Consider the following 23,120-nt stretch of genomic DNA (forward strand, 5'->3'; position numbering starts at 1 on the left):
ATCCGAAATTATGAAGCGCTTAATACCTTTGCTTCCTTTTTCTCTTCTTTTATAAGAAGGACGCCTGCCAGCCCCATCAAGGAAAACAGGATAGGAATAAGGTATCCGTAATGATAGCCTGCATGGAGGGCGTTCTGCGGGAACAGGTCGAGCACATTTCCGAAAACGATAGGCAATAAGAGTGCGCTCAGGAATCCGCCCATATTCGCAAAACCGGTGACGGTGCCGACCTCTTTCATCGGAAAGGATCCCCGGACGACGGAGAAGGTCAGGGAGCTTGCCCCATTTCCAAACCCGATGATAAATAGCAGAGCGATTACCAGTACAAATGGCGGTTTTACGCCGGATAAAAACAGCCCGATCCAGCTCAAAACAACAATGAGGTGAATGAGGGTATAGATTTTTTTAATGGACCCCAGCCGGCTTGTCAGCCACCCAATCAGGGGACCGCCCATCATGGCCCCGAAAAGGCCGTACATCACAAGCGCGCTCGCCCCGGAACGGGACAGGTCAAATACATGAATGCCATAAGGAACGGCCCATGAACCAACGAATCCTATATAGGTGCCGACAAGTCCAAAGTGGCAAAGGAAGGTTGCCCAAGCCTGTCGGGTCGTTGCAATCCGGCGCAGGATTTTCGAGACACTTTCCCGTTCCTGCTTGGGGCGCTTCTTCTCTTCGAAATCCGCTTTTATCATTTTTTTAGGTTTTGACACGAGAACCATATATATCAGATAGGAGGTAACCATTAGAATCATGCCGATGCTAAGGAATGGCACTCTCCAGCCCGCGAATGAAATCCAGGCGGAATACGGGACGGTAGCGGTTAATGAACCCAGCCCGGCAAACATGGAAATCATGCCGATTAATTTTACAAATTCCCCTGCTTTGAACCATTGGCTTAAAATCAGGACCAGGTTGACAAAGATGGCGGAATCGCCAACCCCAACCAGCAGCCGGGAGAAAATTAACACAAATTCATTCGGCGCAAGGCTGTAGCTTACACTTCCAATTCCGGTGAGGAGCGTACCGATAATCAGAAAACGATTGGGGCCATACCGGTCAGATAATAAACCAATTGGGATCTGCAGTCCCGCATAGGCTAAAAATTGGATCGAGCTCATAAGGCCGATGGTGGAAGCCGAAACCTCAAAGTCTCTCATTAACTGATCGGTAATAAGGCCAGGAGCTGTCCGCTGGCTCACAATTAAAAAATAAGCAAAGATGACAGTACCGAATACAACCCATCTATAACTGCTTTCCTGTTTATTCATGGTGATGCATCTTCTTTCGTTTTGTATTGGCAATAAAGAAAAAGTCGTGCGGAGAGTTATTTCGTCTTTTATAGGTGATTTTGCCTGAATAAAATTATAACGCTCCAATGGCTGAAAAAACAGACTCGGTGCCCGAATCGTGACGATTGTCCCTGTAGGGTAAAGCTAAAGGCTGTGCATTCTGCCGTCAGTCTGGTTTAAATAAAAATTGATACATAATTTTCATTAAAAACAGGGTGGAGGCAATTTAGCCAATAAACAGCAGGAAGTTGTTCCTCAGGTCATGTTTGGAATGAAAACAACAGCAGGTCTGTAAATGTTTTACAGCTATTAGGAATATAGAGTGTCCAATCAGGAATAAAACGTGAGCAATCAGGAATAAAGATGGCCTAATCAGGAATAAAAGCTCGGCATCGGGATAGAAGATCGGCAATGGGTGAACATCGGGAATAAAATCATGCACATCAGGAATAAATCAGCACACATCGGGAATAAAACGGCGAACATCGGGAATAAGTCGAGCACATCGGAATAAGTCAGCATACATCGGGAATAAAACGGTGCACATCGGGAATAAGTTAGCACACATCGAGAATAAAATGACACACATCGGGAATAAACCAGCAAACATTGGGTAAAAAGCGACCTACATCGGAATAAGTCAGCAACATCAGTATTAAAACGACGCACATTGGAATAAGTCAGCGTTCATCGGGAATAAATCGACATTCCTCCGAAATAAGTCGCTCAACATCAGGAATATGCCTACCCATCTTAAAATTTTGCCACGATTTGTTTAAAAACCAGTAACTTTGATGTCTGAAGTTCAGGGAGATACATACAATTTCATAGGTTATGACGCAGTGGCTGTTCAAAAGCAGGTTGGACAGCGAGCAGAAAGTTTACAAGTCTACTATAGAGGTGATCGTGGTGAATCAGCCGGAAATGAGAGTGATCTCATACAGCCCCAAGTACGGGGAGCAAACGGTGGCGATGTGGCGGGAGAGCAAGGAAAGGGCCATCGGCGTGAAGGAGCTGCACAGCTTTGAAAATCATCTGCACTTTTTGAATCATATCCTGCCGGATGAGTATCAAATCGAGCTGGCCATGCTTGGCGAAGAAGTGGCGGGGATGATTGCCTATAATGAAAAAGAAATAGGCCAGCTCTATATTCACCGCAACTATCAGGGAATGGGCATCGGGCAGATTTTATTGGACAGGGCAAAGGCACAATCAAGCGGGAGGCTCACTTTATATACGTTTGAAGTCAATAAAATAGCGCAGCGATTTTATGAAAAGAATGGCTTCCATATCCTTGGCAGAGGGTATGAAAATGAGGAGAACCTGCCGGATATCAAGTATGAGTGGGCAAGGGATCTAGAGGCGTGAGCAGGTGCCTGTGTTTTGACTTCCGAAGGTTGCCGGGCCATTTCTCTTACAGGTATATTCGCATGATTCAGAAGACACTATCAGTTTCCCGATTATTTTAGTAAAATAGCAATATCATGCTGCTAATTTTGAAAAAGGATTGCTTCATGAGCGGACAGGCGTGCCTTTTTTTAACCTGGACGTGTTTACATAAAATCATTTCAGCCATGAAATTTACAGGAGAGATTGACGTGAAGGATATTTTAAAAATTGGAAGTGCCTTTATAGGGGTCATCGTTGGGGCTGGGTTTGCCTCTGGACAGGAGATCCTGCAATACTTTACTAGTTTTGGACTGCTGGGCACTTTGGGGGCGGTGCTGTCGACGGTTCTGTTTACGTATATTGGCATGCTCCTTGTCTGGCTTGGAAGCTATACAAAAACCACCTCGCATAAGGAGGTCATCTACCGGATCAGCGGCCGGTACCTCGGTACGGTCATCGACTATATCCTGATTTTTACTCTCTTTGGGGTAGGCGTTGTCATGCTTGCGGGTGCCGGCTCCAACCTGAATCAACAGTTCGGGCTGCCGTTCTTTGCCGGAACGACGATTATGACGCTGCTCGTCATCATGACGGGGTTGTTGAAGGTCAATCGAGTGGTATCGATTATCGGCAGTATCACGCCGTTCCTCATTTTATTTGTCGTTGTGATCTCGATTTACAGCCTGGTTTCGATGGATGGAACGTTTGCGGAGCTTGACCGGGCGGCACAATCTGCTTCGAAGGCACTGCCGAACTGGTTTGTTTCCAGCATTAACTATGTTTCCTTTAATGTGGCGGTCGGGGCCTCGATGTCGATTGTCATGGGAGGGGTTGAAAAGAACCCGAGGACGGCAGCGGCAGGAGGGCTTGCCGGCGGACTGGTGCTGGGCATCATGATCCTATTAAGCCACCTGGCCATCTTTACAAACTTTGGGGAAGTTGGCACTCTGGACATGCCGATGCTGGGAATCGTCAATCAATTTTCCCCTGCGCTGGGCGTGCTGATGTCCATCGTCATTTTTGGCATGATCTATAATACCGCCATTGGAATGTTTTTCTCGTTTACAGCCCGGTTTGCCGAGTCGGGAACCAAGAGATTCAAAACCTTTTTTATCTCCACGATGACTCTCGGCTATTTGGCCAGCTACATCGGATTTACCAGCCTCGTCAGCTACTTCTATCCATTAATTGGCTACCTGGGACTGGTTTTAATCGCCGTGCTGATTGTGTCACCGTTTATTATTAGAAAGCAGGACAAGAAGATGGCCCGTTAAAGAACGGGCTATTTTTTATGCTTTAGGAAGAGCCGCATGAGAGGGCGGGCCATTCCAGGGTGAGTGGACAGAGAAAGCAGGACCCATCATAATTGAATTGTTTCAGTGTTCACCGGACATTTCTTTATCATGAGGAGTGCTTGGTACATGGTTATCAAATATATACCAATGAAATATAATAATAATCGATAATATATTATTGAAAAACGATAAATAGTGTATTACAATCAATTTGAACAATAATGAAGTGAGGTGCTTTTTGTGGAACGAGGTTCAACACTGTTTTTAAAGATAGCGGTTATTCTTATTGGAATCCCGGTTCTTGCGCTGTGCATCTTTCTGGTGCCTCAGGTTGGGAACTTTGCAGCTGAATTGTATCCGGACCATGCTTATTTGAAATACCTTGTCTTTATCGATCTGTATGGTACGGCCATCCCTTTTTACTTTGCCCTGTATCAGGCTTTTAAACTGTTAAGCTATATTGACAAGAATAAAGCTTTTTCGGAATTATCGGTTGGAGCTTTAAAGAAGATAAAATACTGCGCCATCACAATCAGCGGTTTATATGTAATTGGCATGCCGCTTTTCTATCTGATTGCGGAGAGGGACGACGCCCCGGGCTTCATCCTGATCGGAATGGTCCTTATTTTAGCTTCATTGGTCATAGCGGTCTTTGCTGCCGTTCTCCAAAGGCTTTTGCAGGAAGCGATCAATATAAAATCAGAAAATGATTTAACGGTCTGAGGTGAAACTATGGCGATTATAATCAATATCGATGTGATGCTGGCGAAACGGAAAATGAGCGTGACAGAGCTGTCGGAGCGGGTCGGGATTACGATGGCAAATCTGTCCATATTGAAAAATGGGAAGGCAAAAGCTGTTCGGTTTTCGACGCTGGAGGGAATTTGCAAGGCTCTGGATTGTCAGCCTGGAGATATCCTCGAATACCGGAGTGACGAAGACAGTCAAGGATCGTAATGGGAGAGTTGTGCCATTGGAAGGACATGGAAGGGTGATTCTTGGACAAAACGGTGTCTTCTATCCCGGTTTTAGAAGTTTTTATATGAGCGGACTGCAGGAACTCTCCTTTTCCATAAATCTGGGCTTGACCCTTTGATTTTCATCGTTCTCGTCTCTTCTTATAAAAAATCATTATGGAAACTCATAAATCAAAAACCAAGAATGCTGAAATCAACCGGCATCCTTGGTTTTCTTTATATTACATGTGTAAGCGGATTCATTTTTTAGCTAATAAGTTGGCCACCCTTGTGAATCCCAATACAGGTCATTGATCAGCATGGTTGGCATTCCGTTGTTGAGGGCGTCGTAGGCATGGCGGATGATGATGTTATTGTTGTACACGTCCTGATGCCCCGGGCCTTTCCACTGGCTGTTTCCTGCATCGAGGATGGTGCCGCCGCCTTTCATCATGTCGACGCCGTTTTTGTCCAGGTAAGGACCGGTAATCGACTTGGACCGGCCATAGGCGATTTTATAGGTGCTGTTGACTCCCTGGCAGCATCTGTCAAACGAGACAAACAAGTAATAATAACCGTTTCGATAGGTGATGTTAGGCGCTTCAATAGGGTTGTTTGGAGTACTCGGCCGGGAAGCGATGGAATAAATCGAGCCGGTTGGCTTCATCGTGTTCCTGTCCAGCTTGGTCAGTTTAATGCCGCTCCAGAATGAACCGAAAGACAGCCATGGCTCTCCGTTCGCATCAATGACAAGGTCCCCATCGATGGCATTGTAATTATTCGAGCCTGTCGAGCGAATCACCAGCCCGTCATCCCGCCATTGTCCGGAAGAGATGCTGTGTGTGGACAGAAGCCCGATCAAAGAGGTGTTGGTGCCAAAAGAAGATACGGAGTAATACATCCAGTACCGGCCGTTGTAATACGAAATATCCGGTGCCCACTGATTGGATTCATGGTTAGGCACATAGTTTTTCCACCACGCCAGCGGGGTTGGGAAAATGACTGGAGTCGCATACCAGTTCGTCCCATTGTCGGATCTCAGGACCCTGATTCCATTTTTGTTCGCTTCACCTGTCCCAAACACATACCAGGCAGAGCCTTCCTTGATCATCGAAGGATCATGAATCATTCTTTCTCCTGTAACATTCCAGAAAGCTGCACTAGCCGGTGAACCACTGCTGACTAAAAGAACAATAACGAGTAAAAGTGACCATTTTTTTACGTGCTTCATCTGTTTCTCCTCCCCAATATGAGCTGCTTTATTGCCGAACGATTGTAAAAGATCACCTCCTTAAAAGGGATTTACGGGAAGAGTGGGAACCTTATTTTTATAGGCAGGCTGAATGGTCACAGGTGAGGATGTGATGTATCGTTAATAAAAATATTAATCATTAGTCTTTTTACATTGTAAATAATTCGGAATTATTTGTAAACTAAAATTCCGACAATATTCGATTATTTTTATAAAAATAGTCCTAAAGAAAAGCCCCTTTAGAATTGAATCTAAAAGGGCTTTGAGAGTGGTGTGTATTGGGGAGCGTTTTTTACCGCTTGCAAAACCATTCAAGCCAGCAAGCCAAAATTAAGGCGTGCATTTAATATTCATAAGAACAGCCCTTGTATCAGGCTTTACGCTGGTGCTTTCCATGGCTGGTTCCTGTTTTTTGCTGGAGAGCTGCCAGTTGTTCGGGATAGTTTTTCTCTGCGATGTCATTCCAGATTTCGGCGTCTTTGAACCCGCACCTTTCGGGGATAAAAACAGGGTCGAGCCCCATTTTCTTTTGTTCCTCGTAGTCTCTTAAAGTTGCCAGGCCGGCCTTGGTTAACAGGATGATGACGATGACGTTCAGCCAGGCCATGATCCCGACGCCAATGTCGGCAAGGTTCCAGGCGGCGGTGGAGCTGCGGATGGATCCGAAAAAGATGGAAAGGATCAGTACAATTTTTACGATGGTTGAAATCGCTGGACGCTTCTTGCTTTTTCTAAAAATATAGGCCACATTGGTTTCCGCATAGAGACCAAAAGCGAGCAGGGTTGTGAAAGCGAAGAAGAACAGCGAGATGGCAATAAAGGCACTTCCGAAGCCTGGGATCAGCGTGTTGATCGCTTCCTGGGCAAACACGGTCCCGCCTTCGACTCCCGGAAGATTCTCGACCAGGTATTCTCCATTTGGCCGGACAATATTATAGGCTCCTGTTGAAAGGATCATAATCGCCGTGGCGGTACAGACGAATAAAGTATCTACATAGACTGAGAAGGCTTGGACGAGGCCTTGTTTTGCAGGGTGGGAAACCTCGGCCGTCCCCGCTGCCTGGGCTCCGGTCCCTTGACCCGCTTCGTTTGAATAAAGTCCGCGCCTGACACCCCATAAAATCGCATTGCCGAAAACGGCGCCATAGGCGGCATTCAGATTGAAGGCGGAACTGAAGATTAATCCGAACATGGCCGGCACCTGGCTGAAATTGACAAAGAAGATAATTAAGGCAATCAGAATGTAGCCGACCGCCATAAATGGTACCAGGAGTTCGGCCATCCTGCCGATTCTCTTTACACCGCCGAAAATGACAAATCCAAAAAAGGCTGCGACAAACAGGCCCGTAATCACAGGGGAAATCCCGAACGCCGTTTTAGCGGAATCCGCGATGTTAAACGCCTGGACCCCAGGGCCAGTGAACCCTGTTGCGATGACGGTTACGATGGCAAATAAAATCGCCAGAGGTTTGCTTCGCAGGCCTTTTTCCATATAATAGGCCGGGCCGCCGCGGTACTCGCCACCCACGTCTTCCTTCCAGACTTGCGCAAGTGCCGATTCAATATACGCCGATCCGGCCCCAAGAAAAGCAATGAGCCACATCCAAAAAACGGCCCCCGGTCCACCGAAGTAAATGGCCGTCGCCACCCCGGCGATATTGCCAATCCCTACCCGGCCACCCAGGGCCATCGCAAAACTCTGAAAGGAGGAGACGCCGTTCGCCGAGCCTTTTCCGCCTAATAATAGCTTCACCATGTCCTTGAAGAGACGAATCTGCGGGACTCTGAAAAGAAAGGTAAAATAAATCCCGGCTCCCAGACAGAGATAAATCAACCCATTGCTCCAGATCCACCCGGCAATCATCCCTGTTATTTCCGTAAAATTCATAACCAGCCCAGCCCCTTTGACTATTAAATTGTTGGAGTCCTGCAAATAAAAAACGAAAACATGAATTAAATACTCATAAGTTCCCTGAATGAAACGACTTAAAACACCAATTTTTAAAATAAGGCCGGCGGGAGGAGGGTGTTTTGAGAGGCGGATATGGTGGAGGGAGGCAGGTAACTGCTGGGTCACAGGCAGGACACAGGTTTTTCAATAAGAGTGAGGAATCGATGTATGCATAAATCAAAATAATTGATTCATAACCTGGAAGAATCGATGCATAAACGGAGGATAAGCTTTTTCCAGGGGGAAAATAAGCACTTTAAGTAGGGAATCCCTGCTATTTTGGACTCTGCGCCGAGGTTCAGAGCAGTATTTTTAAAAAAAGAAGCTAGGTTTTGACCTAGTTTCACAGGCTGGACACGGGTTTATCAATAAGTTTAATCGTTCAAGTCGGCTCCGTTCGCGCGGTACGAAGATTGTTTTCGTTTTAAATACCATGATTTAGATACCTATTTTAAAAAAAGAAGCTAGGTCTATAAAATGTTCGACTCGAGACAAACAAAGGAAGATACCCTGAAATCAGGTTCTTCCTTCCGCACAGTTCTATTTTAAATCAATGGTAATGGACTTCATTTTTTTAACTTCAAGTACTTCTCCTGATCCTTTTGAGTAGTAAACCTCGGGAGTTAACGTAATCGACGAAGCATCTGGGTTCAAGGAGTAGATCGTTGTTCGCCATTGATTCGAAGCTCCGTTGTCCTTGCTGATCCCGCCATTTCCATTCAGCAGATAGACATTCCCCAGGTTATCTGTTGCCTGAGTCATTTCAATCGAGACGAATGGCCAATCCTGTAAAATGGATTCTTCTACAAAGAATTCGTACTGCAGCACAGCAGTCATCTCGGATTGTTGCAGGGACTTGGTGACTAATGTGATTCCGTCCTGTTTCACTGTTTGATTTAGGAGCCGAGCATTCGTTGGCAATTGGGAGAGGGTAAATTCAAATTCCCAATTTCCTTTAAATTGTTCATTGGTTTGGTTATTTTTGAATAACAGCGGCTGCCACCGGACCTGAATTTCTTCGGGGCTTTCCCCGTTAAAATGAGGGGTTACCTTTTCCACACCGACATACGTAGTATCATTGATTTTTTCAAGAGAGCCTGTACCGCCGCTGCCACTTGTCGGTTCCACTTGCAGGAAGCCTTCTGGTCTTGGATTGTCCCCCAGGTCGTATTCTGTTTGAATGGCGTACGTCAGGAGGATATTTGTGCCATCGTAAACCGCATTTTCAATCATTATGTCTAGTCCATTGCTGGATTGAACCTGGTTCACAACGGTGGCTAAATCTTCGTACGTATTTGGCAGGGTGTCCTTCTCAAAGTAGGTTAAAATCCTTTGGATAAAAGGAATCTGGTTGGCAATGGCAGGCATGGTCATGAAACTGGCGGTGGCAATACTTGCGCCGAGCAGAGCGGCGGCAGCAAGAAAGCGTACGCTGTATCTCTTTTTAGCTTTCTTTTGGGTTAAAACATGCTCTTTTAGCTTCGCTTTTTGCTCTGCTGACAGTGGTTTGGGTTCGATTTGATCAATGTCTAAATGAAGCCAGTCATTAAAGTTTTGGTTCATAAAAATCGCTCCTTCAGGTGTTTGTTTTGGGCCAGCTTTTTCTTTCCCCGGTATAACCGGTTTTCCACCGCCGAGAGCGAAAGATTAAGTGACTGGGCGATTTCCGCAGCTGTTAAGTGAAGCGAATATTTCATCATGAAAATATCACGGTCCAGTTCCGGCAGCGTAGCCAGGGCCAGCAAAAGGGCATTCTTCTCTTCTTTTTTTAATAAGTGCATCTGGACATCCTCCCGGTCAGGATGTTCAAGCAGGAATTCGTCGCTTTGTTCGCGTGCTCGCTGTTTCTCAAGCTGGCGATACCGGTCAATGGCTTTATACTTCGCCATCATGGCAATCCACTTTTTAAAATCCTCGGGCTCTCCCTTAAACTGTTTCGCATTTTGCCACGCTGTTAAAAATACATCATTCACACATTCCTCGATTGCCTCCGTGCTGATGTTAGAAAGTATTTTGTAACAAATCCCGTGAACGAGCGAGGAGTAATGTTCGATGACATAATCAAGTGCATCTTCTTTTTGTTTTTTCAACCGTTTAATAAAATTGGCAGCTGTACACTTCATTTGGATTCTCCTTCATTTTTTACGAAAAGCTTTTCACTAACTATATCGAATCCCAAAATCAAAAACTCTCATTATTTACGAAATTTTTTATAAATAAGTTTGTTCCAAGAGACGTCCTCACCACAAAAGGAGGAAGTATTGAACGCAACTCTATTAAAAAAGGACAGGCCGGTAAAAATGTTATAATTTTGTGTAAAGTCTAGGGGAGGAGTGGACCTATGGGTTTCTTGGTGGTAGCCATTTTATTAGTGTATTTGTTCGACTTCACAAAGCTGAGAAAACAAAATCAAACGATCATTGAACAAAATGAAAAGATGATTTCATTATTAGAGGAAATTAAAAATAAGGATCAGATGTAAGAGCGGCACGAGGCCAGGGAATATAGGGCGAGTTTCCTGTTGTTTTCACACGCTGGACACAGGTTTTTCAATAAAAGAGAAGAATCGATGCATAAACCAAATTAATCGATGTATAAGTCTCAATAATTGATTCATAACTTGTGAGAATCGATGCATAAATGGCAAAGCGGGCACTTTCGCATAGCGAAGCGGTTCAATTTTAAGTAAATCTATTCGAAAATTTAGCAGAGGATCCAGGTTCAGGGACACATTTTAAAAGTAGAAGCTGGGCTTTTAGATGTTTTCACACGCCGGACACAGGTTTTTCAATAAAAGGGAAGAATCGATGCATAACTGAAGATAATCGATGCATAAGTCTCAATAATTGATTCATAACTTGTGAGAATCGGTGCATAAATGGCAAAGCGGGTACTCTCACATGGCGAAGCGGTTCAATTTTAAGTAAATCTATTCGAATTTAGCAGTAACATCCAGGTTCAGGGACAATTTTAAAAAAAGAAGCTGGGCTTTTAGATGTTTTCACACGCTGGACACAAGTTTTTCAATAAAGGAGATGAATCGATGCATAACGGGGTCAGGCACGCTTTAGTTTACTGAAGCGTGCCTGACCCCGTTTAGGAGGTTCCCCTTTTTTCTCTTGTTTTTACAAAGGTATAGGCGGCAATCCAGGAGGTGATGGGAATGACCAGGGCAATGCCGATCCCGGCACAGAGGATGGTGATCATTTCGGCACTGAACAGCTTGGAGTTCACCACTTCTCCAAAGGAATAGGATAAATCCTTGAACCAGATCAGCAAGGCAATGTAACCTCCAAAGAAGGCGAAAAACATGGTGTTTGTATTGGTGCCCAAAATATCTCTCCCAATGGAGATTCCGAACCGGAATAATTCTTTCCTGCTGATGGAGGGCTGATGATGGTACAGCTCTCGCATCGGGGAGGTGATGGAGATGGCCACATCGGTAATGGCGCCGATGGTACTCATAATGATTACTGAAGCCCCGATTTTAACAAAATCGACGCCGATATAAAGAGAAAAAATACTAAGCTCCTCGGTCTCTTCTTCGCCAAACCCCTGAATCATGGCCGTTTCCGTTACCATGACGATAAAAAGGAGCAGGACGCCGATGGTAATCATCGCAGAGAGAAAAGCCGGCTTTGTTTTATTATTTACTTCGTTGATGTAAAACAAGTTAATACCGCTAATCACGGTACAGGCCAACATGGTGAGAATGACTGGATTGGCCTTTGGATCGGTCATGATGACTGCCGCTAAAAGGAGCACCCCAAAATTCAGGAACAGAGCAAAAAAAGAGCGTGCCCCCTTTTTTCCGCCTATCAGAATCATCAGGATGAATAAAATCACAGCCAGACACAGTAATACATTCATGTTCTTGCCCTCTTTCGATTTACAAAAAAGATAGATATGTAGAGACCGATGGGAATGGTCAGCACGATTCCAATTCCTCCTGCAAGTGCCCTCGCCAATTCCAATGAAAGATTCATGGAAAGAGTGTACCCCAGTGGCGTGGAATTCTTTAAATATAAGATCAGCATGGGAATGGAACCGCTGATATAGGCAAAAAACAAGATATTGGTCATGGTTCCCATAATGTCTTTGCCGATATCCATTCCCGAGGTTTTCAGTGCTTTTATGGGAATGGTGTGATTCTTTTCGTACAAGCCGAAGATCGAAGACGACATTGTAATCGCGACATCCATGACAGCGCCCAATGATCCGATCAGCACCCCGGCCATGAAGACGATTTGGGGCGGGCGGGTCAGAAATTGCATTTCTTCGTACCGGAGGCCCTTTTCTGCAGTAGCCCACATCACGAGATAGGTGACAGCCAGGGAGCTGAGCGTCCCCAGGATGGTCGCAATGATTGCAGCATACGTTTTCTCGTTGAAGCCATTCACGAGCAGGAGCGAAATCATCGTGAATAAAACGGCCGAGATCCCGCAGATCCAAATCAGGCTTGTGCCCGAGGTAACCAGATAAACATCCAGTGCATAGGATAATAGAATGGCATTCACGGCCAGACTGATAACAGAAAACAGTCCCTGCTTTCCTCCGACTGCCAGTAAAATAAATATGAAAACCCACGCAATAAGAACCATGGATTCATCTCGTTTTGCATTCTTGATGGTTCCAGTCAGTTCTTTCGTTCCTGCAGCATCTTCATCAATGGAAACGAACACCTTGTTTCCGGGGGAGTATTCCTGGTCATAGGCGCCGGATGCAGAATGTTCATTTGTCAAGCGGATCTGCTGCCCTTTGTATTCGCCATTTTGCAATTCTGCCAGAATCTGCTGAGTGAACACCTGGTCTTTGTTTCCGTGCATATCCGTCCGTTCAGTCTGATCCACCTGGGTGGTTTTGACCATTTTAGCAATTGGGTCTTCATAAAATGATTCATTATGATGGACGAATACAACAGAAGCAGCAAAGCACAGGACGGAAAAGATGGACAAGACCAGCACACTGCGAGGCATGTTTTTGATTTTAGATGCAAGATCTCTCAATAAAATATCCCCCAAATTTCATCGTTCGCACGTATTCGCACAATTCCCTCACCCCAGTGCCACATCCAAAATCATCATCAAGACAAATCCGAACATCAGGCTCATGGAGGCCAGATCCTTATTGCCTTTTTCCTGTGAGCCGGGGATGACTTCCTCCGCGACCACAAAGATCATGGCTCCGGCCGCAAAGCTTAAGGCGTATGGCAATAATGGTTCGATAAAGGCGACCGCAAACGCGCCGATGACTGCGGCAATTGGCTCTACCATCCCTGAAAACTGTCCGTAGAAGAAGCTTTTTCTCCGCGACATTCCTTCTCCTCTGAGCGGCATGGAAACCGCCACGCCTTCAGGGAAGTTCTGGATCCCGATTCCGAGTGCCAGAGTCAGCGCGCCAGCCAGTGAAGCCTCTGTTCCTCCATTTGCGAGGGCGCCAAAGGCAATGCCGACTGCCAGGCCTTCAGGGATATTATGCAGGGTGATGGCCAGGACGAGAAGGGTACTTCTTTTCCGTTCTTTTGGCTGATAGCCTTCTGCCTGTCCCAACGGGGTGTTCGGGTGAAGGTGGGGCAGAATTTTATCGATTCCCCACAGAAAAATACCGCCCAGCAAAAACCCGGACGCAGCCGGAAACCAGTCTCCGATGGCGTGGCCCTCCGACATTTCAATGGCAGGAGCCAGCAGAGACCAGTAGCTGGCGGCAATCATCACGCCGCCGGCAAATCCCAGCATGCTGTCCAGGAGCCGCTGGTTCAAGGTTTTGGTGGCAAAAACTAGTGCAGCCCCCAAAGCAGTCATTCCCCATGTAAATAAAGTAGCCAGGAATGCCTGGGTAATTGGACTAAAATTTTGAAATAAATCCAGCATTATGGAAGGACTCCTTTTAGTTAGAAGAAATGGATGAAGCTTAAAATGTTTACCATGGTAAACATTTTAAATCCAGAGATTTAATTATGCAAATATTTTAAAAAAGTGTGTATGACAAGACGAATCAGGTCTGTAACAGCGGATTCGTGATTCCATTAGTAAATTGAGTTCAGTTTTAATCCACCTCGTTCGTGTGCCTGGGTTTTCAAGGTTATTTTAACCAGTTGCCATATTCTAAACACCCAAATAGTATTTACCTGTCGTTCCTTTAGGTGTTGACAAAATGTCAACACTTCGATATATTCCAAAGGAGTCCGGAATTTAACGCCTTTTTTAAAAGGCTGTTTACTACATCGTGACAAGGGGGAGCGGAATGGCAGAACAGTCACATGCAGGGGAACTTGGGCTCCTGCTAAAACGTTTATTGAAAGAACGTTCATTATCCATGAGAAAACTTGGCGAGCTTGCCAATATTGATAAAGCGACCATTTCCAGAATTGTGAGCGGAAAAAGGAAAGCAACTCCGGAGCACTTAAAGAGGATTTCCGAATGTCTCAATATCCCTATTGCTGATTTATTCGAAGCTGCCGGATATCCAGTCCATACAAGAAAAGGTCAGGTGCCAGCAGACATTCATTCATCCATTGATAATATTCAAGGGATTCTCGGATCCTATGAACTGCCTCCAGACACCTTTACGATGGAGCGTGTCGAGCAGCATATGGAGGAATTGAAACAGTATTCCCAAACGGATGAAGGAAAGAAGACGATTATTGGAAGATTTGAAGATAAATTACGGAAGATTGGAAGTGTTGGTCCCTTTATCTCGGAGCTGAAGGGAATGTTTGAAAGGTTCAGATCCAGGGCTGGGACTCCTGCAGAGATGGCGGTGATCGGGAGTGCACTGCTGTACTTTATCATTTCAGTAGACATCATCCCGGATTATATTTTCCCCATTGGCTTTTTGGATGATGCGATTACAGTAAAGCTTGCCGCTAGTTTATTGCTGGCCAAATCCTGGGACTAAAATAACGCTGACAGGTGAATAGACATGAAAAATGGTAACAGAACAGCCAGGAGCAAAAGACAGCTTGGCACCCTGTTTTTAACTCTTTTTATATTGATTGGAACAGTTGGAGGCTATTGTGTTTACCAATATAAAAGCGGGTTGTCGGAAGCAGACGAGGGGCCGTACAAAGAGGATGAGGATATCTTTGATGACTTCTTGGGCATTGAACCCCAGTATGGAGAGATCAATATCTTATTGGTGGGGAGTGATTCGAGAGGCGAGGACCACTCCCGTTCGGATACGCTGATGATTGCCCACTATAATCAGCATAGTAATACAATGAAATTAGCTTCGATTATGAGGGATACATATGTAGAAGTGCCGGGCCATGGCATGCAGAAAATAAATTCTGCCTTTGCCTACGGAGGCCCTGAACTAGTGAGAAGAACCATCAAAAACAATTTTGATGTGGATGTAAACTATTATGCCATTGCTGATTTTGAGGGTTTTACCAAAATAGTCGATATTGTTGCGCCCAATGGGATCGAGGTCGATATTCCCTATGAAATGTCCTACGGGATCGGGATGACCCTGCAGCCCGGGAAACAAGTGCTTCATGGACGCGAATTGCTGGGCTATGTCCGGTTCCGCCAGGATCGTCTAAGTGATTTTGGACGGGTGGAGAGACAGCAGGAAGCTCTATCGAAACTCAAAGAACAGGCCGCCAGCATTCACAGTCTGCTGAACCTCCCCAAAATCCTCGGGATGGCGGATCCCTATATCGGTACAAATGTTGACACTCCAACCCTGCTTTCAATCGGCAAAGGGCTGATAACAGGAAAATCAAAGGAGATGGAGAGCATCCGGATTCCCGTTCAGGATTCCTATGAAAATGCTACGGTGAGTGCCGGGGCTGTACTGAAGATTGATTTGGATAAAAACAGGGAAGCTTTGAAATCGTTTTTGGAATCAACAGAAGGAAGTTAGCGCAAGGCCGTTACTTAACAAATTCGTTATCGAGAGGTACGTTATGAATGATCATCTTTTTCAATCAGTCAACCAGCTTGCGGGAAATTACCCCATGCTGGACTGGTTTATGGCCTTTGTTACACAGAAGGCGCTTTTCATCTATATCGCATTGTTCGTTTTGATGTGGGTATTTGGCAGTGAGAAGCGGAAATATACGGTGTTTTTGGCCGGCTGCACAGGACTTCTGGCCTTAATGATCAATGCAGCCATTGGCGAGTTTTACTATGTGCAGCGTCCGTTCGTGGTACACGATGATGTCCATTTATTGCTACCGCATGCAGCGGATGCATCCTTTCCTAGTGACCATACGACCGGGGCCTTTGCGCTGTCGTTCGGGGTCTTTTTATTTTACCGGAAATTGGGTGCTGTCATGATTCTGTTTGCTGCGCTTACGGGGATTTCCCGCATCTATGTCGGACATCATTATCCATTGGATGTCATCGGGAGTATCGTGGCTGCATTGGCAGCGAGTGCTGTAGTTTATAAGTATAGAAGGTACTTGGATCCGATTCCGGGGACACTTATCGATTTTTACCATCGAATTCCGTTTTTTCAAAAGAAAGAAGAAAAGAGGTCTCTTTAGCAGAGGGTCTCGTAAACACGCGTTTGATCGGGATTATCTCCTGATCAATGCCTAACTGTTCAGCGTACAGATTTATGCTGGCGTGAAAACATGGACTAACGCTGTGCTTCTGCTGGGGACAATACAAAAAAAGAACATGATTTTTTAAAAATAGATTCGGGGGATGAGGAGATGGTTCCTAATATCGGAGTTCCTGGATTTATATTGATTACCATCACAGCGCTGATTATTTTCGGACCAAACAAACTGCCTGAGCTTGGCCGGGCGCTGGGGAGTACCATCAGGGAATTTAAAAGAGCAGCTGAAGGGTTGGCTGAGGATTCTAAAAAGGACCAAGATCAGAGTGATGAGGGTAAAACCAAGGGCAACGGTGAATGATGCTTCACCTGGAAACATCGTTCCAATGAAGACAAATGAATGCCGCCGTCGAATCGGCCAATACAGGATTCACAAGCCGCAGAGATCTCGGTATTCCCTTCATCCACCACATAAAGGAGATTTAATTTGGAAGGCTTCAAATTGACTGTACAAGAGTTTTTGATTCAACATGCTGATTTTTTACCACCCGAAGTGATTGTTGTCATCCTGTCCGCCTTGCCGATTATCGAATTAAGGGGTGGCCTGCCGGCTGGGACCTTTTTGGGATTATCCTTCCAGTCTGCTCTGTTTTTTAGTGTGCTGGGGAATTTGCTGCCCATCTTCCCAATTTTATTCTTGTTCCAGCCAATCAGCACCTGGATGATGAGGTTCAGTGCGTATGAGCGCGTTCATAACTGGCTCTATGAAAGGACTATGAGTAAAAGCTCACAGGTGAAAAAGTATGGGGCACTTGGTTTGATTCTGTTCACGGCGGTGCCATTGCCGACAACGGGAGCATACAGCGCCTGTCTCGCCTCCATTATTTTCGGGATTCCGATCAGGTGGGCGTTTATTTCCATTAGTATCGGTGTGCTGATTGCTTCCATTGTGATCGGGTTGTTAAGCTACCCATTGTTTTAACTTAATTGTTTTTAAATATAGAGGTAAAAAATATCCTTGGCCAACTTGGCTGAGGGTATTTTTTTGCTCAGGATGGGAATTCAACGTCCCTTGAGCTGGCGAGTTTGCGTGATACCATGAATAAAACTTTCCTTTTTATAATTTTAAAAAACCTATTTTAAAGAGAGTCCTGAGCCATAGTAAAATAGCCTTAAAAAATCAGCAGGATTTCAAACCGGAATGGCGAATTTTTATACGGAGCTTCAAGAGATGGACTTGTGTTCAGCGTGTTATTGAATGAAGCAATTGATATAAATAGAGACAAAAAATATGATATGACAGACATCTCAGTCAGGAAAAGAGCGATTACTATGTGGGAAAAATGGAAAAAGATTATCCTCCTCGCAATACCATCTTTAGCTTCTTTTGCTTCGGTTACTTTGACAGGAACCATCAGTTTAATCATGGTCGGTAAATTGGGAACGGTTCCAATTGCCGTCGTGGGGGTCACTAACATTATCATGTATAATGCCTGGGCCCTGTTTTCCGGAATTGGCCATACGGTGAATTACCTGGTTGCCCAGAATTACGGGGCCAATGAGATTGAGCAGGGAGTGAAGCGAACTTATATTGCCTTGTATATGAGTATCGTTGCCGCTCTCCTCGTCTTGCTGCTTGGCTTATTTGGCTCATCCTCCATCTTTCGCTGGATGGGAAGTTCGCAGGAAATGATTACGGCCGGAAACGATTATCTCCAGCTTCGGTTTTTTGCTATGGCATTTTCCATCCTGATCTTTGTGTTCCATGGTTTTTTAAGGGGAATTGGCGATACAAAAACTCCGATGGTTTCCTCCCTGGTTGGCGGCGGAATCATGGTTTTTCTGACCTATTCACTGACCTACGGAAACTTTGGGTTTTCGGAGTATGGCCTAAAAGGGGCGGGTGTAGCCTTTCTGCTGGCTGAGTTGGCCACCTTGCTGATTTGTGCTTATGTTTATTTTATCAAGTTGAACCCTCGTTTCCGTACAAGGAGAGTGGTGAGTTATGACCGTTCAGAGACGAAGCTGATCTTTTTTGAGAGTTCAAAATTGGGATTGCAGGAGTTTTCCATGGCGATGGCGATGTTTGTTTTCACCATCTTTGTTACCCAATTGGGGACCACCGCTCTTGCTGCCAATGAAGTAGCGTTAAATGTGATGAGTTTCGGCTTTATGCCTGCCTTTGCGTTTGGGACCACCGCCACGATTTTGGTGGGGCACCAAATTGGGCAGGGAAATGCAAAGCTTGGGAAGAATTACGGGACACATACAGCCATCATCGGCTCGATTTTCCTGTTGCTAGTGGGAACCCTGGAGCTATTTTTGGCTGAACCAATTGCCAGGATGTATACCGACGATAAAGAAGTGTATGAACTTGCGGCTCTGCTGATTAAAACATCGGCCTATCTCCAGCTCTTTGACGGCTTTCTTAATTTCTTTGCCGGAGGGCTAAGGGGCATTGGGGATACGACATTTTTATTAAAAATTTCACTGCTGCTGGGGTGGCTGCTGTTTATCCCGCTAAGCTATCTGTTCATCTTTACCATGGGGCTAGGGAGCATGGGAGCCTGGCTGGCGCTGTATACCTATTTAGTCTGCTTTGGCTTAAGTGTGATGATCCGGTTTTATAAAACAGACTGGGGCAGCCTGCGAAAGCTCAAAACGTACGAAAAGGCCGAGGTGCCTGGCTGACCGCTCAAGCGGATGGCAGCCTTATCTAAAAGAACCCCATGACCGGAATTGCGATCCTTCACTTCGAAGGATCGTTTTCTTTTGGATACGGGCAGATCTGTTTAAAAGCTATGCGCCAGAGGCAGTCCTAATTTCTTGTAGGGCCTTTCGTGTGTATGCTAAAATTCAATTGTACAAAATATTCAGTGAAACGAAATAGTCAGGACAGCCTGGTTATTGATCATCAGTGTCAATATTTATGGAAACGGATACAGTTTAGCGGATAACCTGTAATTTCTTTTATTCAACTTAGTTTGTCTACAGGATAAACAATCTTTTTTAAAATAAGGAGAGATGTACATGGCAGTCAATAAGATTCTCGGAACAGACCAGGTCGTCCAGATTGGGATCCTGGTTCATGACATTGAGAAAACTGCGAAGGCGTACTCGGAATTTTTGGGAGTGGAACCGAGGTTCGTTGAGACGGATGCTTATGATCAGGCGCAGACCGAATATAAGGGTGAGCCTTCCCAGGCGAGGGCGAGACTGGCGTTCTTTTCGGTGGGGCCCTCTCTTGATATCGAGCTGATCCAGCCGGATGAACATCCAAGCACCTGGAGGCATGACCTCGATCAAAAGGGAGAAGGTGTGCATCATATTGCCTTTACGATCAAGGGAATGGAGGAAAAGGTTACGCTTTTGACCAAAAATGGCATGCCTCTCCTGCAAAAAGGGAAATACACTGGTGGCGAGTATGCTTATATGGATGCCAATGAAGACCTGAAACTGGTCCTTGAATTATTGGAGAATTATTGATTGCCAGCGTAAAAGCGGCAGGAAATTAGCGGAGGTGTGAAGCAGGATGGAAAGACGGAAATATGGAAGCACAGATCTGGAGGTCAGTGTCCTTGGGTTCGGGGGTGCCGAAATTGGCGGGCTGGGAACACCGGACGTTCATTCAGCCGGGCTTGAACTGAAGGAAGTCGAAAAGCTCCTTGGCAGTGCACTGGATGCCGGGCTGAATGTCATCGATACGGCGGAATGTTACCGGGACAGTGAGGAGAAAATCGGGGCGGCTGTTTCGCACAGGCGCTATGAGTACTATTTGTTTACCAAATGCGGACACAACCCTGGCTTCGACCTTCCCAATTGGGACCCGGCCATGCTGGAAATGAGCATTGACCGAAGCTTGAGGAGGCTGCGGACCGATTATCTCGATGTTGTCCATTTGCACAGCTGCTCGGAGGAAGTGCTGAGAAGCGGAGAAGTGATCGAGGCTCTGCAGAAAGCGAAGGAAAAAGGGAAAGTCCGTTACATTGGCTACAGCGGCGACCATAAAGATGCGGAGTATGCCGTAAAATGCGGCGCGTTTGACTCACTGATGACATCGATCAACATCGCGGACCAGGAAGCGATTGACCTGACGATCCCTGAGGCCAGAGAGCGGGGAATGGGCGTCACCATAAAACGTCCGGTTGCCAATGCGGTCTGGAGGTTTGATGCAATGCCGGACCAGACTTATTACCACGACTATTGGGAACGGCTGAAGCAATTAAATTATCGGTTCCTCCATGGAAGCAGCAGCGAGATTGCCGGCACGGCTTTGCGTTTTGCCCTGTCCGTTCCTGGAGTCCATACAGCCATTGTGGGGACGGCCAATCCGGAAAGGTGGAGCGAGAACGCGACGCTGCTGGAGGAAGGAAATCTTCCCCCGGAACAATACGAAATCATTCGTGCGCGCTGGAAGGAAGTCGCTCCAAGTGACTGGGTGGGATTGGAATGAGACAGGTGCTTGCGGTTGTTGGCGACTATTATCATGATGGAGACATTCTAAAAGAGGCATTAGAAAAAGTTTTTACTCACCCCTTGCTGGCAGGGAGGTATGAGCTTAAGTTCGCAGAAACAGAACAACTGGCGGAGGCGCTGCAGGGATCTCCGGCATGTGTCATTTTATCCAAAGAGAACCGGCTCGACCCGGCCGGGAATGAAAAGGAAACATGGATGACCAATGAGACGGCGGAGCTGATCACGGACTATGTGAAAGGAGGAGGCGGGTGGCTTGCCTGGCATTCGGGGCTCGCTTCCTATAAAAACGTGGCTTCGTTTAACGAAATGCTGAGGGGGGCTTTTGAACATCATCCGGAAAAACACCAGCAAGTCACCTATACACCAGTCCATGGGGAAAGCGGCGGAAATGCTTTTGCTATTTTGGACGAGCACTATTTTGTTTCCTATGAGGAAGACAGCACAGAGGTATTCCTAGTTTCAGAGTCGGTGGACGGAAATTCCATCGCAGGCTGGAGACACCCGTATGGTGATGGGAGAGTCTCCTGTTTCACTCCGGCTCATCGAAAAGAAGGGCTGATGGATAATTCGGTTCAGAATGTGCTGGCCGAGAACATCGTCTGGTGCAGCAAGGCTGTTCATAAATAAAAGATTCATACATAGAGGAGGATTTAAGATGATTGTTACATTGAATAATGGAGTAAAAATGCCACAGCTTGGCTTTGGGGTATTCAAGGTGGAGGACGGACAAGTTGCCGTTGATGCCGTTAAAAAGGCGGTTGAAGTGGGCTATCGATCCATTGATACAGCGGCCATCTATAAAAATGAACGGGGCGTCGGACAGGGAATCAAAGAATCCGGGGTGCCAAGGGAAGAGCTGTTCATCACCACGAAGGTATGGAATTCAGACCAGGGGTATGACACCACCCTGAAAGCATTTGATGAAAGCATGGAAAAACTGGGGCTGGATTATCTGGATCTTTATCTGGTCCATTGGCCGATGCCAAAGGTCGGCAAGTATGTGGAAACGTACCGTGCGATGGAGAAGCTGTACAAAGAGGGTCGTGTCCGGGCAATCGGAGTATGCAATTTCCATATTCCACATTTAGAACATCTGCTTAGTGAGTGCGAAGTCAAGCCGGTCCTGAATCAGGTCGAACTGCATCCGTACTTTTCGCAGCCTGAACTTCGGGAATTCTGCGAGAAAAACGATATTTTTGTGGAAGCCTGGGGTCCGTTAATGCAGGGTGGCGAGGTGTTAAATCACAGCGTGGTGCAATCCATTGCCGTTAAGCACAGGAAGACACCGGCTCAGGTCATCATCCGCTGGCATCTGCAGAACAATATCATTGTTATTCCGAAATCAGCCAATCCAACGAGAATCAGCGAAAACTTCGACGTCTTTGATTTCGAACTGGATGCAGAGGATCTGTCCAGGATTGATGGATTAAACACCAACCAGCGAATTGGTGCCGATCCCCAGGACTTTTATCGGGGCAGCCATTTAGAATAGAGGAAGGTAAGAGGAGTGTGTTGAACACTTCTCTTTTTTCGTTTAAACGGCGGATGTTGTTTTGGCTTCAAGTGAAGATTTAATATAATGAGGAGCTGATTAGATAAGTGAAATAAAAAAAATTGAAAAGGTGTTGACGTAAAGCTCTGATTGTTATACTATATAAAAGTTGCTTCAAGGACAAAACAATTAATAACATTTATTAAAAAAATAATTAATTATTAGTTGACTTCCTCTGAACAACGTGTTAAGATGTTAAATGTCGCTTCTGATGCGGCACTGATAAATGAATTGTTCTTTGAAAACTAAACAAACAAGCGTCAACAAACAATAAATATTAGTGATTTCAAATCACTAGCCAACGTTTTTTCTAGTAAGGATCGTCGACTAAGAACGCCACATCCTGTGGCGACATCGACGTCAGCGCATCCTTGCGCAAGTGAGCTTAACTCATACTCTTTATTGGAGAGTTTGATCCTGGCTCAGGACGAACGCTGGCGGCGTGC

23 protein-coding genes are annotated in these 23,120 nt (G+C 45.7%); 15 read left to right on the forward strand and 8 right to left on the reverse strand.

Going from position 1 to position 23,120, the window contains the following annotated elements; genetic code table 11:
• Positions 1-8: 8 nt before the first annotated feature.
• Positions 9-1,274, reverse strand: a complete 1,266-nt coding sequence (locus EV146_RS16605) for an MFS transporter (RefSeq protein ID WP_132008417.1) — start codon at positions 1,272-1,274, stop codon at positions 9-11.
• Positions 1,275-2,219: 945 nt separating this feature from the next.
• On the opposite strand from EV146_RS16605, the gene EV146_RS16610 reads away from it, so the two are divergent.
• The 4 genes from EV146_RS16610 (at position 2,220) to EV146_RS16625 (ending at position 4,936) form a co-directional block, all read left to right on the forward strand.
• On the forward strand, positions 2,220-2,663 hold the full coding sequence (locus EV146_RS16610; RefSeq protein ID WP_181215907.1) for a GNAT family N-acetyltransferase: 444 nt from the start codon (positions 2,220-2,222) through the stop codon (positions 2,661-2,663).
• 230 nt (positions 2,664-2,893) lie between these two features.
• Complete coding sequence (locus EV146_RS16615) at positions 2,894-3,958, forward strand: YkvI family membrane protein (RefSeq protein ID WP_132008420.1); 1,065 nt, start codon at positions 2,894-2,896, stop codon at positions 3,956-3,958.
• A 261-nt stretch (positions 3,959-4,219) separates the two neighbouring features.
• Entirely contained in the window at positions 4,220-4,702 is a 483-nt protein-coding gene (locus tag EV146_RS16620; protein ID WP_132008423.1) for a DUF2975 domain-containing protein, read from the forward strand.
• A gap of 9 nt (positions 4,703-4,711) precedes the next feature.
• Entirely contained in the window at positions 4,712-4,936 is a 225-nt protein-coding gene (locus tag EV146_RS16625) for a helix-turn-helix domain-containing protein (RefSeq protein WP_132008426.1), read from the forward strand.
• A gap of 270 nt (positions 4,937-5,206) precedes the next feature.
• Here EV146_RS16625 and EV146_RS16630 read toward each other — a convergent pair whose 3' ends face one another.
• The 4 genes from EV146_RS16630 to EV146_RS16645 all read right to left on the reverse strand — a co-directional run bounded on the left by EV146_RS16630 (position 5,207) and on the right by EV146_RS16645 (position 10,261).
• Complete coding sequence (locus EV146_RS16630; protein ID WP_132008429.1) at positions 5,207-6,166, reverse strand: arabinan endo-1,5-alpha-L-arabinosidase AbnA; 960 nt, start codon at positions 6,164-6,166, stop codon at positions 5,207-5,209.
• 391 nt (positions 6,167-6,557) lie between these two features.
• Complete coding sequence (locus EV146_RS16635; RefSeq protein WP_132008432.1) at positions 6,558-8,075, reverse strand: alanine/glycine:cation symporter family protein; 1,518 nt, start codon at positions 8,073-8,075, stop codon at positions 6,558-6,560.
• A 603-nt stretch (positions 8,076-8,678) separates the two neighbouring features.
• Entirely contained in the window at positions 8,679-9,701 is a 1,023-nt protein-coding gene (locus EV146_RS16640) for a DUF4179 domain-containing protein (RefSeq protein ID WP_132008435.1), read from the reverse strand.
• The gene (locus EV146_RS16645) at positions 9,698-10,261 is read right to left on the reverse strand and encodes a sigma-70 family RNA polymerase sigma factor (protein WP_132008438.1); all 564 of its coding nucleotides are present in this window, start codon (positions 10,259-10,261) and stop codon (positions 9,698-9,700) included. Before EV146_RS16645 ends, EV146_RS16640 begins: the two co-directional genes overlap by 4 nt.
• A 218-nt stretch (positions 10,262-10,479) precedes the next feature.
• Here EV146_RS16645 and EV146_RS27610 point away from each other — a divergent pair, with 218 nt between their 5' ends.
• On the forward strand, positions 10,480-10,620 hold the full coding sequence (locus tag EV146_RS27610) for a hypothetical protein (RefSeq protein WP_181215902.1): 141 nt from the start codon (positions 10,480-10,482) through the stop codon (positions 10,618-10,620).
• Between the two features lie 614 nt (positions 10,621-11,234).
• Here the strand turns inward: EV146_RS27610 and EV146_RS16650 are convergent.
• From EV146_RS16650 to EV146_RS16660, 3 genes are read right to left on the reverse strand one after another with little or no spacing between them, the layout of a single operon-like run.
• Positions 11,235-12,008, reverse strand: a complete 774-nt coding sequence (locus EV146_RS16650; RefSeq protein ID WP_132008441.1) for a YibE/F family protein — start codon at positions 12,006-12,008, stop codon at positions 11,235-11,237.
• Positions 12,005-13,144, reverse strand: coding sequence for a YibE/F family protein (locus EV146_RS16655; RefSeq protein ID WP_373566078.1), 1,140 nt, complete (start codon positions 13,142-13,144; stop codon positions 12,005-12,007). Before EV146_RS16655 ends, EV146_RS16650 begins: the two co-directional genes overlap by 4 nt.
• Positions 13,145-13,192: 48 nt before the next feature.
• A complete protein-coding gene (locus EV146_RS16660) occupies positions 13,193-14,008 on the reverse strand; it encodes a ZIP family metal transporter (RefSeq protein ID WP_132008444.1) in 816 nt (271 codons plus the stop codon).
• A gap of 373 nt (positions 14,009-14,381) precedes the next feature.
• Between EV146_RS16660 and EV146_RS16665 the strand changes: the two genes are divergently transcribed.
• The 10 genes from EV146_RS16665 to EV146_RS16710 all read left to right on the forward strand — a co-directional run bounded on the left by EV146_RS16665 (position 14,382) and on the right by EV146_RS16710 (position 22,614).
• On the forward strand, positions 14,382-15,035 hold the full coding sequence (locus EV146_RS16665; RefSeq protein WP_132008446.1) for a helix-turn-helix domain-containing protein: 654 nt from the start codon (positions 14,382-14,384) through the stop codon (positions 15,033-15,035).
• Positions 15,036-15,059: 24 nt separating this feature from the next.
• Positions 15,060-16,004 carry an LCP family protein gene (locus EV146_RS16670; protein WP_132008449.1) on the forward strand — a complete coding sequence of 315 codons (945 nt, stop codon included), beginning with the start codon at positions 15,060-15,062 and terminating at the stop codon, positions 16,002-16,004.
• A 43-nt stretch (positions 16,005-16,047) separates the two neighbouring features.
• Positions 16,048-16,629: an undecaprenyl-diphosphatase gene (locus EV146_RS16675; protein WP_132008452.1), complete on the forward strand. Its 582-nt coding sequence runs from the start codon at positions 16,048-16,050 to the stop codon at positions 16,627-16,629.
• A gap of 171 nt (positions 16,630-16,800) precedes the next feature.
• Positions 16,801-17,007: a twin-arginine translocase TatA/TatE family subunit gene (gene tatA, locus EV146_RS16680; protein WP_132008455.1), complete on the forward strand. Its 207-nt coding sequence runs from the start codon at positions 16,801-16,803 to the stop codon at positions 17,005-17,007.
• A gap of 126 nt (positions 17,008-17,133) precedes the next feature.
• A complete protein-coding gene (locus tag EV146_RS16685; protein ID WP_241993936.1) occupies positions 17,134-17,628 on the forward strand; it encodes a COG2426 family protein in 495 nt (164 codons plus the stop codon).
• Positions 17,629-17,942: 314 nt separating this feature from the next.
• Positions 17,943-19,337, forward strand: coding sequence for an MATE family efflux transporter (locus tag EV146_RS16690; protein WP_241993937.1), 1,395 nt, complete (start codon positions 17,943-17,945; stop codon positions 19,335-19,337).
• Between the two features lie 339 nt (positions 19,338-19,676).
• Positions 19,677-20,132 carry a VOC family protein gene (locus tag EV146_RS16695; RefSeq protein WP_132008458.1) on the forward strand — a complete coding sequence of 152 codons (456 nt, stop codon included), beginning with the start codon at positions 19,677-19,679 and terminating at the stop codon, positions 20,130-20,132.
• 46 nt (positions 20,133-20,178) lie between these two features.
• The gene (locus EV146_RS16700; RefSeq protein ID WP_132008461.1) at positions 20,179-21,099 is read left to right on the forward strand and encodes an aldo/keto reductase; all 921 of its coding nucleotides are present in this window, start codon (positions 20,179-20,181) and stop codon (positions 21,097-21,099) included.
• A complete protein-coding gene (locus EV146_RS16705; RefSeq protein ID WP_132008472.1) occupies positions 21,096-21,749 on the forward strand; it encodes a ThuA domain-containing protein in 654 nt (217 codons plus the stop codon). The genes EV146_RS16700 and EV146_RS16705 overlap by 4 nt, the downstream gene beginning before the upstream one ends.
• Positions 21,750-21,777: 28 nt before the next feature.
• Entirely contained in the window at positions 21,778-22,614 is an 837-nt protein-coding gene (locus EV146_RS16710; RefSeq protein ID WP_132008475.1) for an aldo/keto reductase, read from the forward strand.
• Positions 22,615-23,120: the final 506 nt, after the last annotated feature.

The organism is Mesobacillus foraminis (genome assembly GCF_004340465.1).
In the GTDB taxonomy this organism is placed as follows: domain Bacteria; phylum Bacillota; class Bacilli; order Bacillales; family Cytobacillaceae; genus Mesobacillus_B; species Mesobacillus_B foraminis.

Excerpts from the sequence above, each read along its gene's own strand:
- EV146_RS16605 (WP_132008417.1), bottom strand. The coding sequence starts at position 1,274 with ATGAATAAACAGGAAAGCAGTTATAGATGGGTTGTATTCGGTACTGTC.
- EV146_RS16610 (WP_181215907.1), top strand. The coding sequence starts at position 2,220 with ATGAGAGTGATCTCATACAGCCCCAAGTACGGGGAGCAAACGGTGGCG.
- EV146_RS16625 (WP_132008426.1), top strand. The coding sequence starts at position 4,712 with ATGGCGATTATAATCAATATCGATGTGATGCTGGCGAAACGGAAAATG.
- EV146_RS16630 (WP_132008429.1), bottom strand. The coding sequence starts at position 6,166 with ATGAAGCACGTAAAAAAATGGTCACTTTTACTCGTTATTGTTCTTTTA.
- EV146_RS16635 (WP_132008432.1), bottom strand. The coding sequence starts at position 8,075 with ATGAATTTTACGGAAATAACAGGGATGATTGCCGGGTGGATCTGGAGC.
- EV146_RS16640 (WP_132008435.1), bottom strand. The coding sequence starts at position 9,701 with ATGAACCAAAACTTTAATGACTGGCTTCATTTAGACATTGATCAAATC.
- EV146_RS16645 (WP_132008438.1), bottom strand. The coding sequence starts at position 10,261 with ATGAAGTGTACAGCTGCCAATTTTATTAAACGGTTGAAAAAACAAAAA.
- EV146_RS27610 (WP_181215902.1), top strand. The coding sequence starts at position 10,480 with ATGGGTTTCTTGGTGGTAGCCATTTTATTAGTGTATTTGTTCGACTTC.
- EV146_RS16650 (WP_132008441.1), bottom strand. The coding sequence starts at position 12,008 with ATGAATGTATTACTGTGTCTGGCTGTGATTTTATTCATCCTGATGATT.
- EV146_RS16660 (WP_132008444.1), bottom strand. The coding sequence starts at position 14,008 with ATGCTGGATTTATTTCAAAATTTTAGTCCAATTACCCAGGCATTCCTG.
- EV146_RS16665 (WP_132008446.1), top strand. The coding sequence starts at position 14,382 with ATGGCAGAACAGTCACATGCAGGGGAACTTGGGCTCCTGCTAAAACGT.
- EV146_RS16670 (WP_132008449.1), top strand. The coding sequence starts at position 15,060 with ATGAAAAATGGTAACAGAACAGCCAGGAGCAAAAGACAGCTTGGCACC.
- EV146_RS16675 (WP_132008452.1), top strand. The coding sequence starts at position 16,048 with ATGAATGATCATCTTTTTCAATCAGTCAACCAGCTTGCGGGAAATTAC.
- tatA (WP_132008455.1), top strand. The coding sequence starts at position 16,801 with ATGGTTCCTAATATCGGAGTTCCTGGATTTATATTGATTACCATCACA.
- EV146_RS16690 (WP_241993937.1), top strand. The coding sequence starts at position 17,943 with ATGACAGACATCTCAGTCAGGAAAAGAGCGATTACTATGTGGGAAAAA.
- EV146_RS16695 (WP_132008458.1), top strand. The coding sequence starts at position 19,677 with ATGGCAGTCAATAAGATTCTCGGAACAGACCAGGTCGTCCAGATTGGG.
- EV146_RS16700 (WP_132008461.1), top strand. The coding sequence starts at position 20,179 with ATGGAAAGACGGAAATATGGAAGCACAGATCTGGAGGTCAGTGTCCTT.
- EV146_RS16705 (WP_132008472.1), top strand. The coding sequence starts at position 21,096 with ATGAGACAGGTGCTTGCGGTTGTTGGCGACTATTATCATGATGGAGAC.
- EV146_RS16710 (WP_132008475.1), top strand. The coding sequence starts at position 21,778 with ATGATTGTTACATTGAATAATGGAGTAAAAATGCCACAGCTTGGCTTT.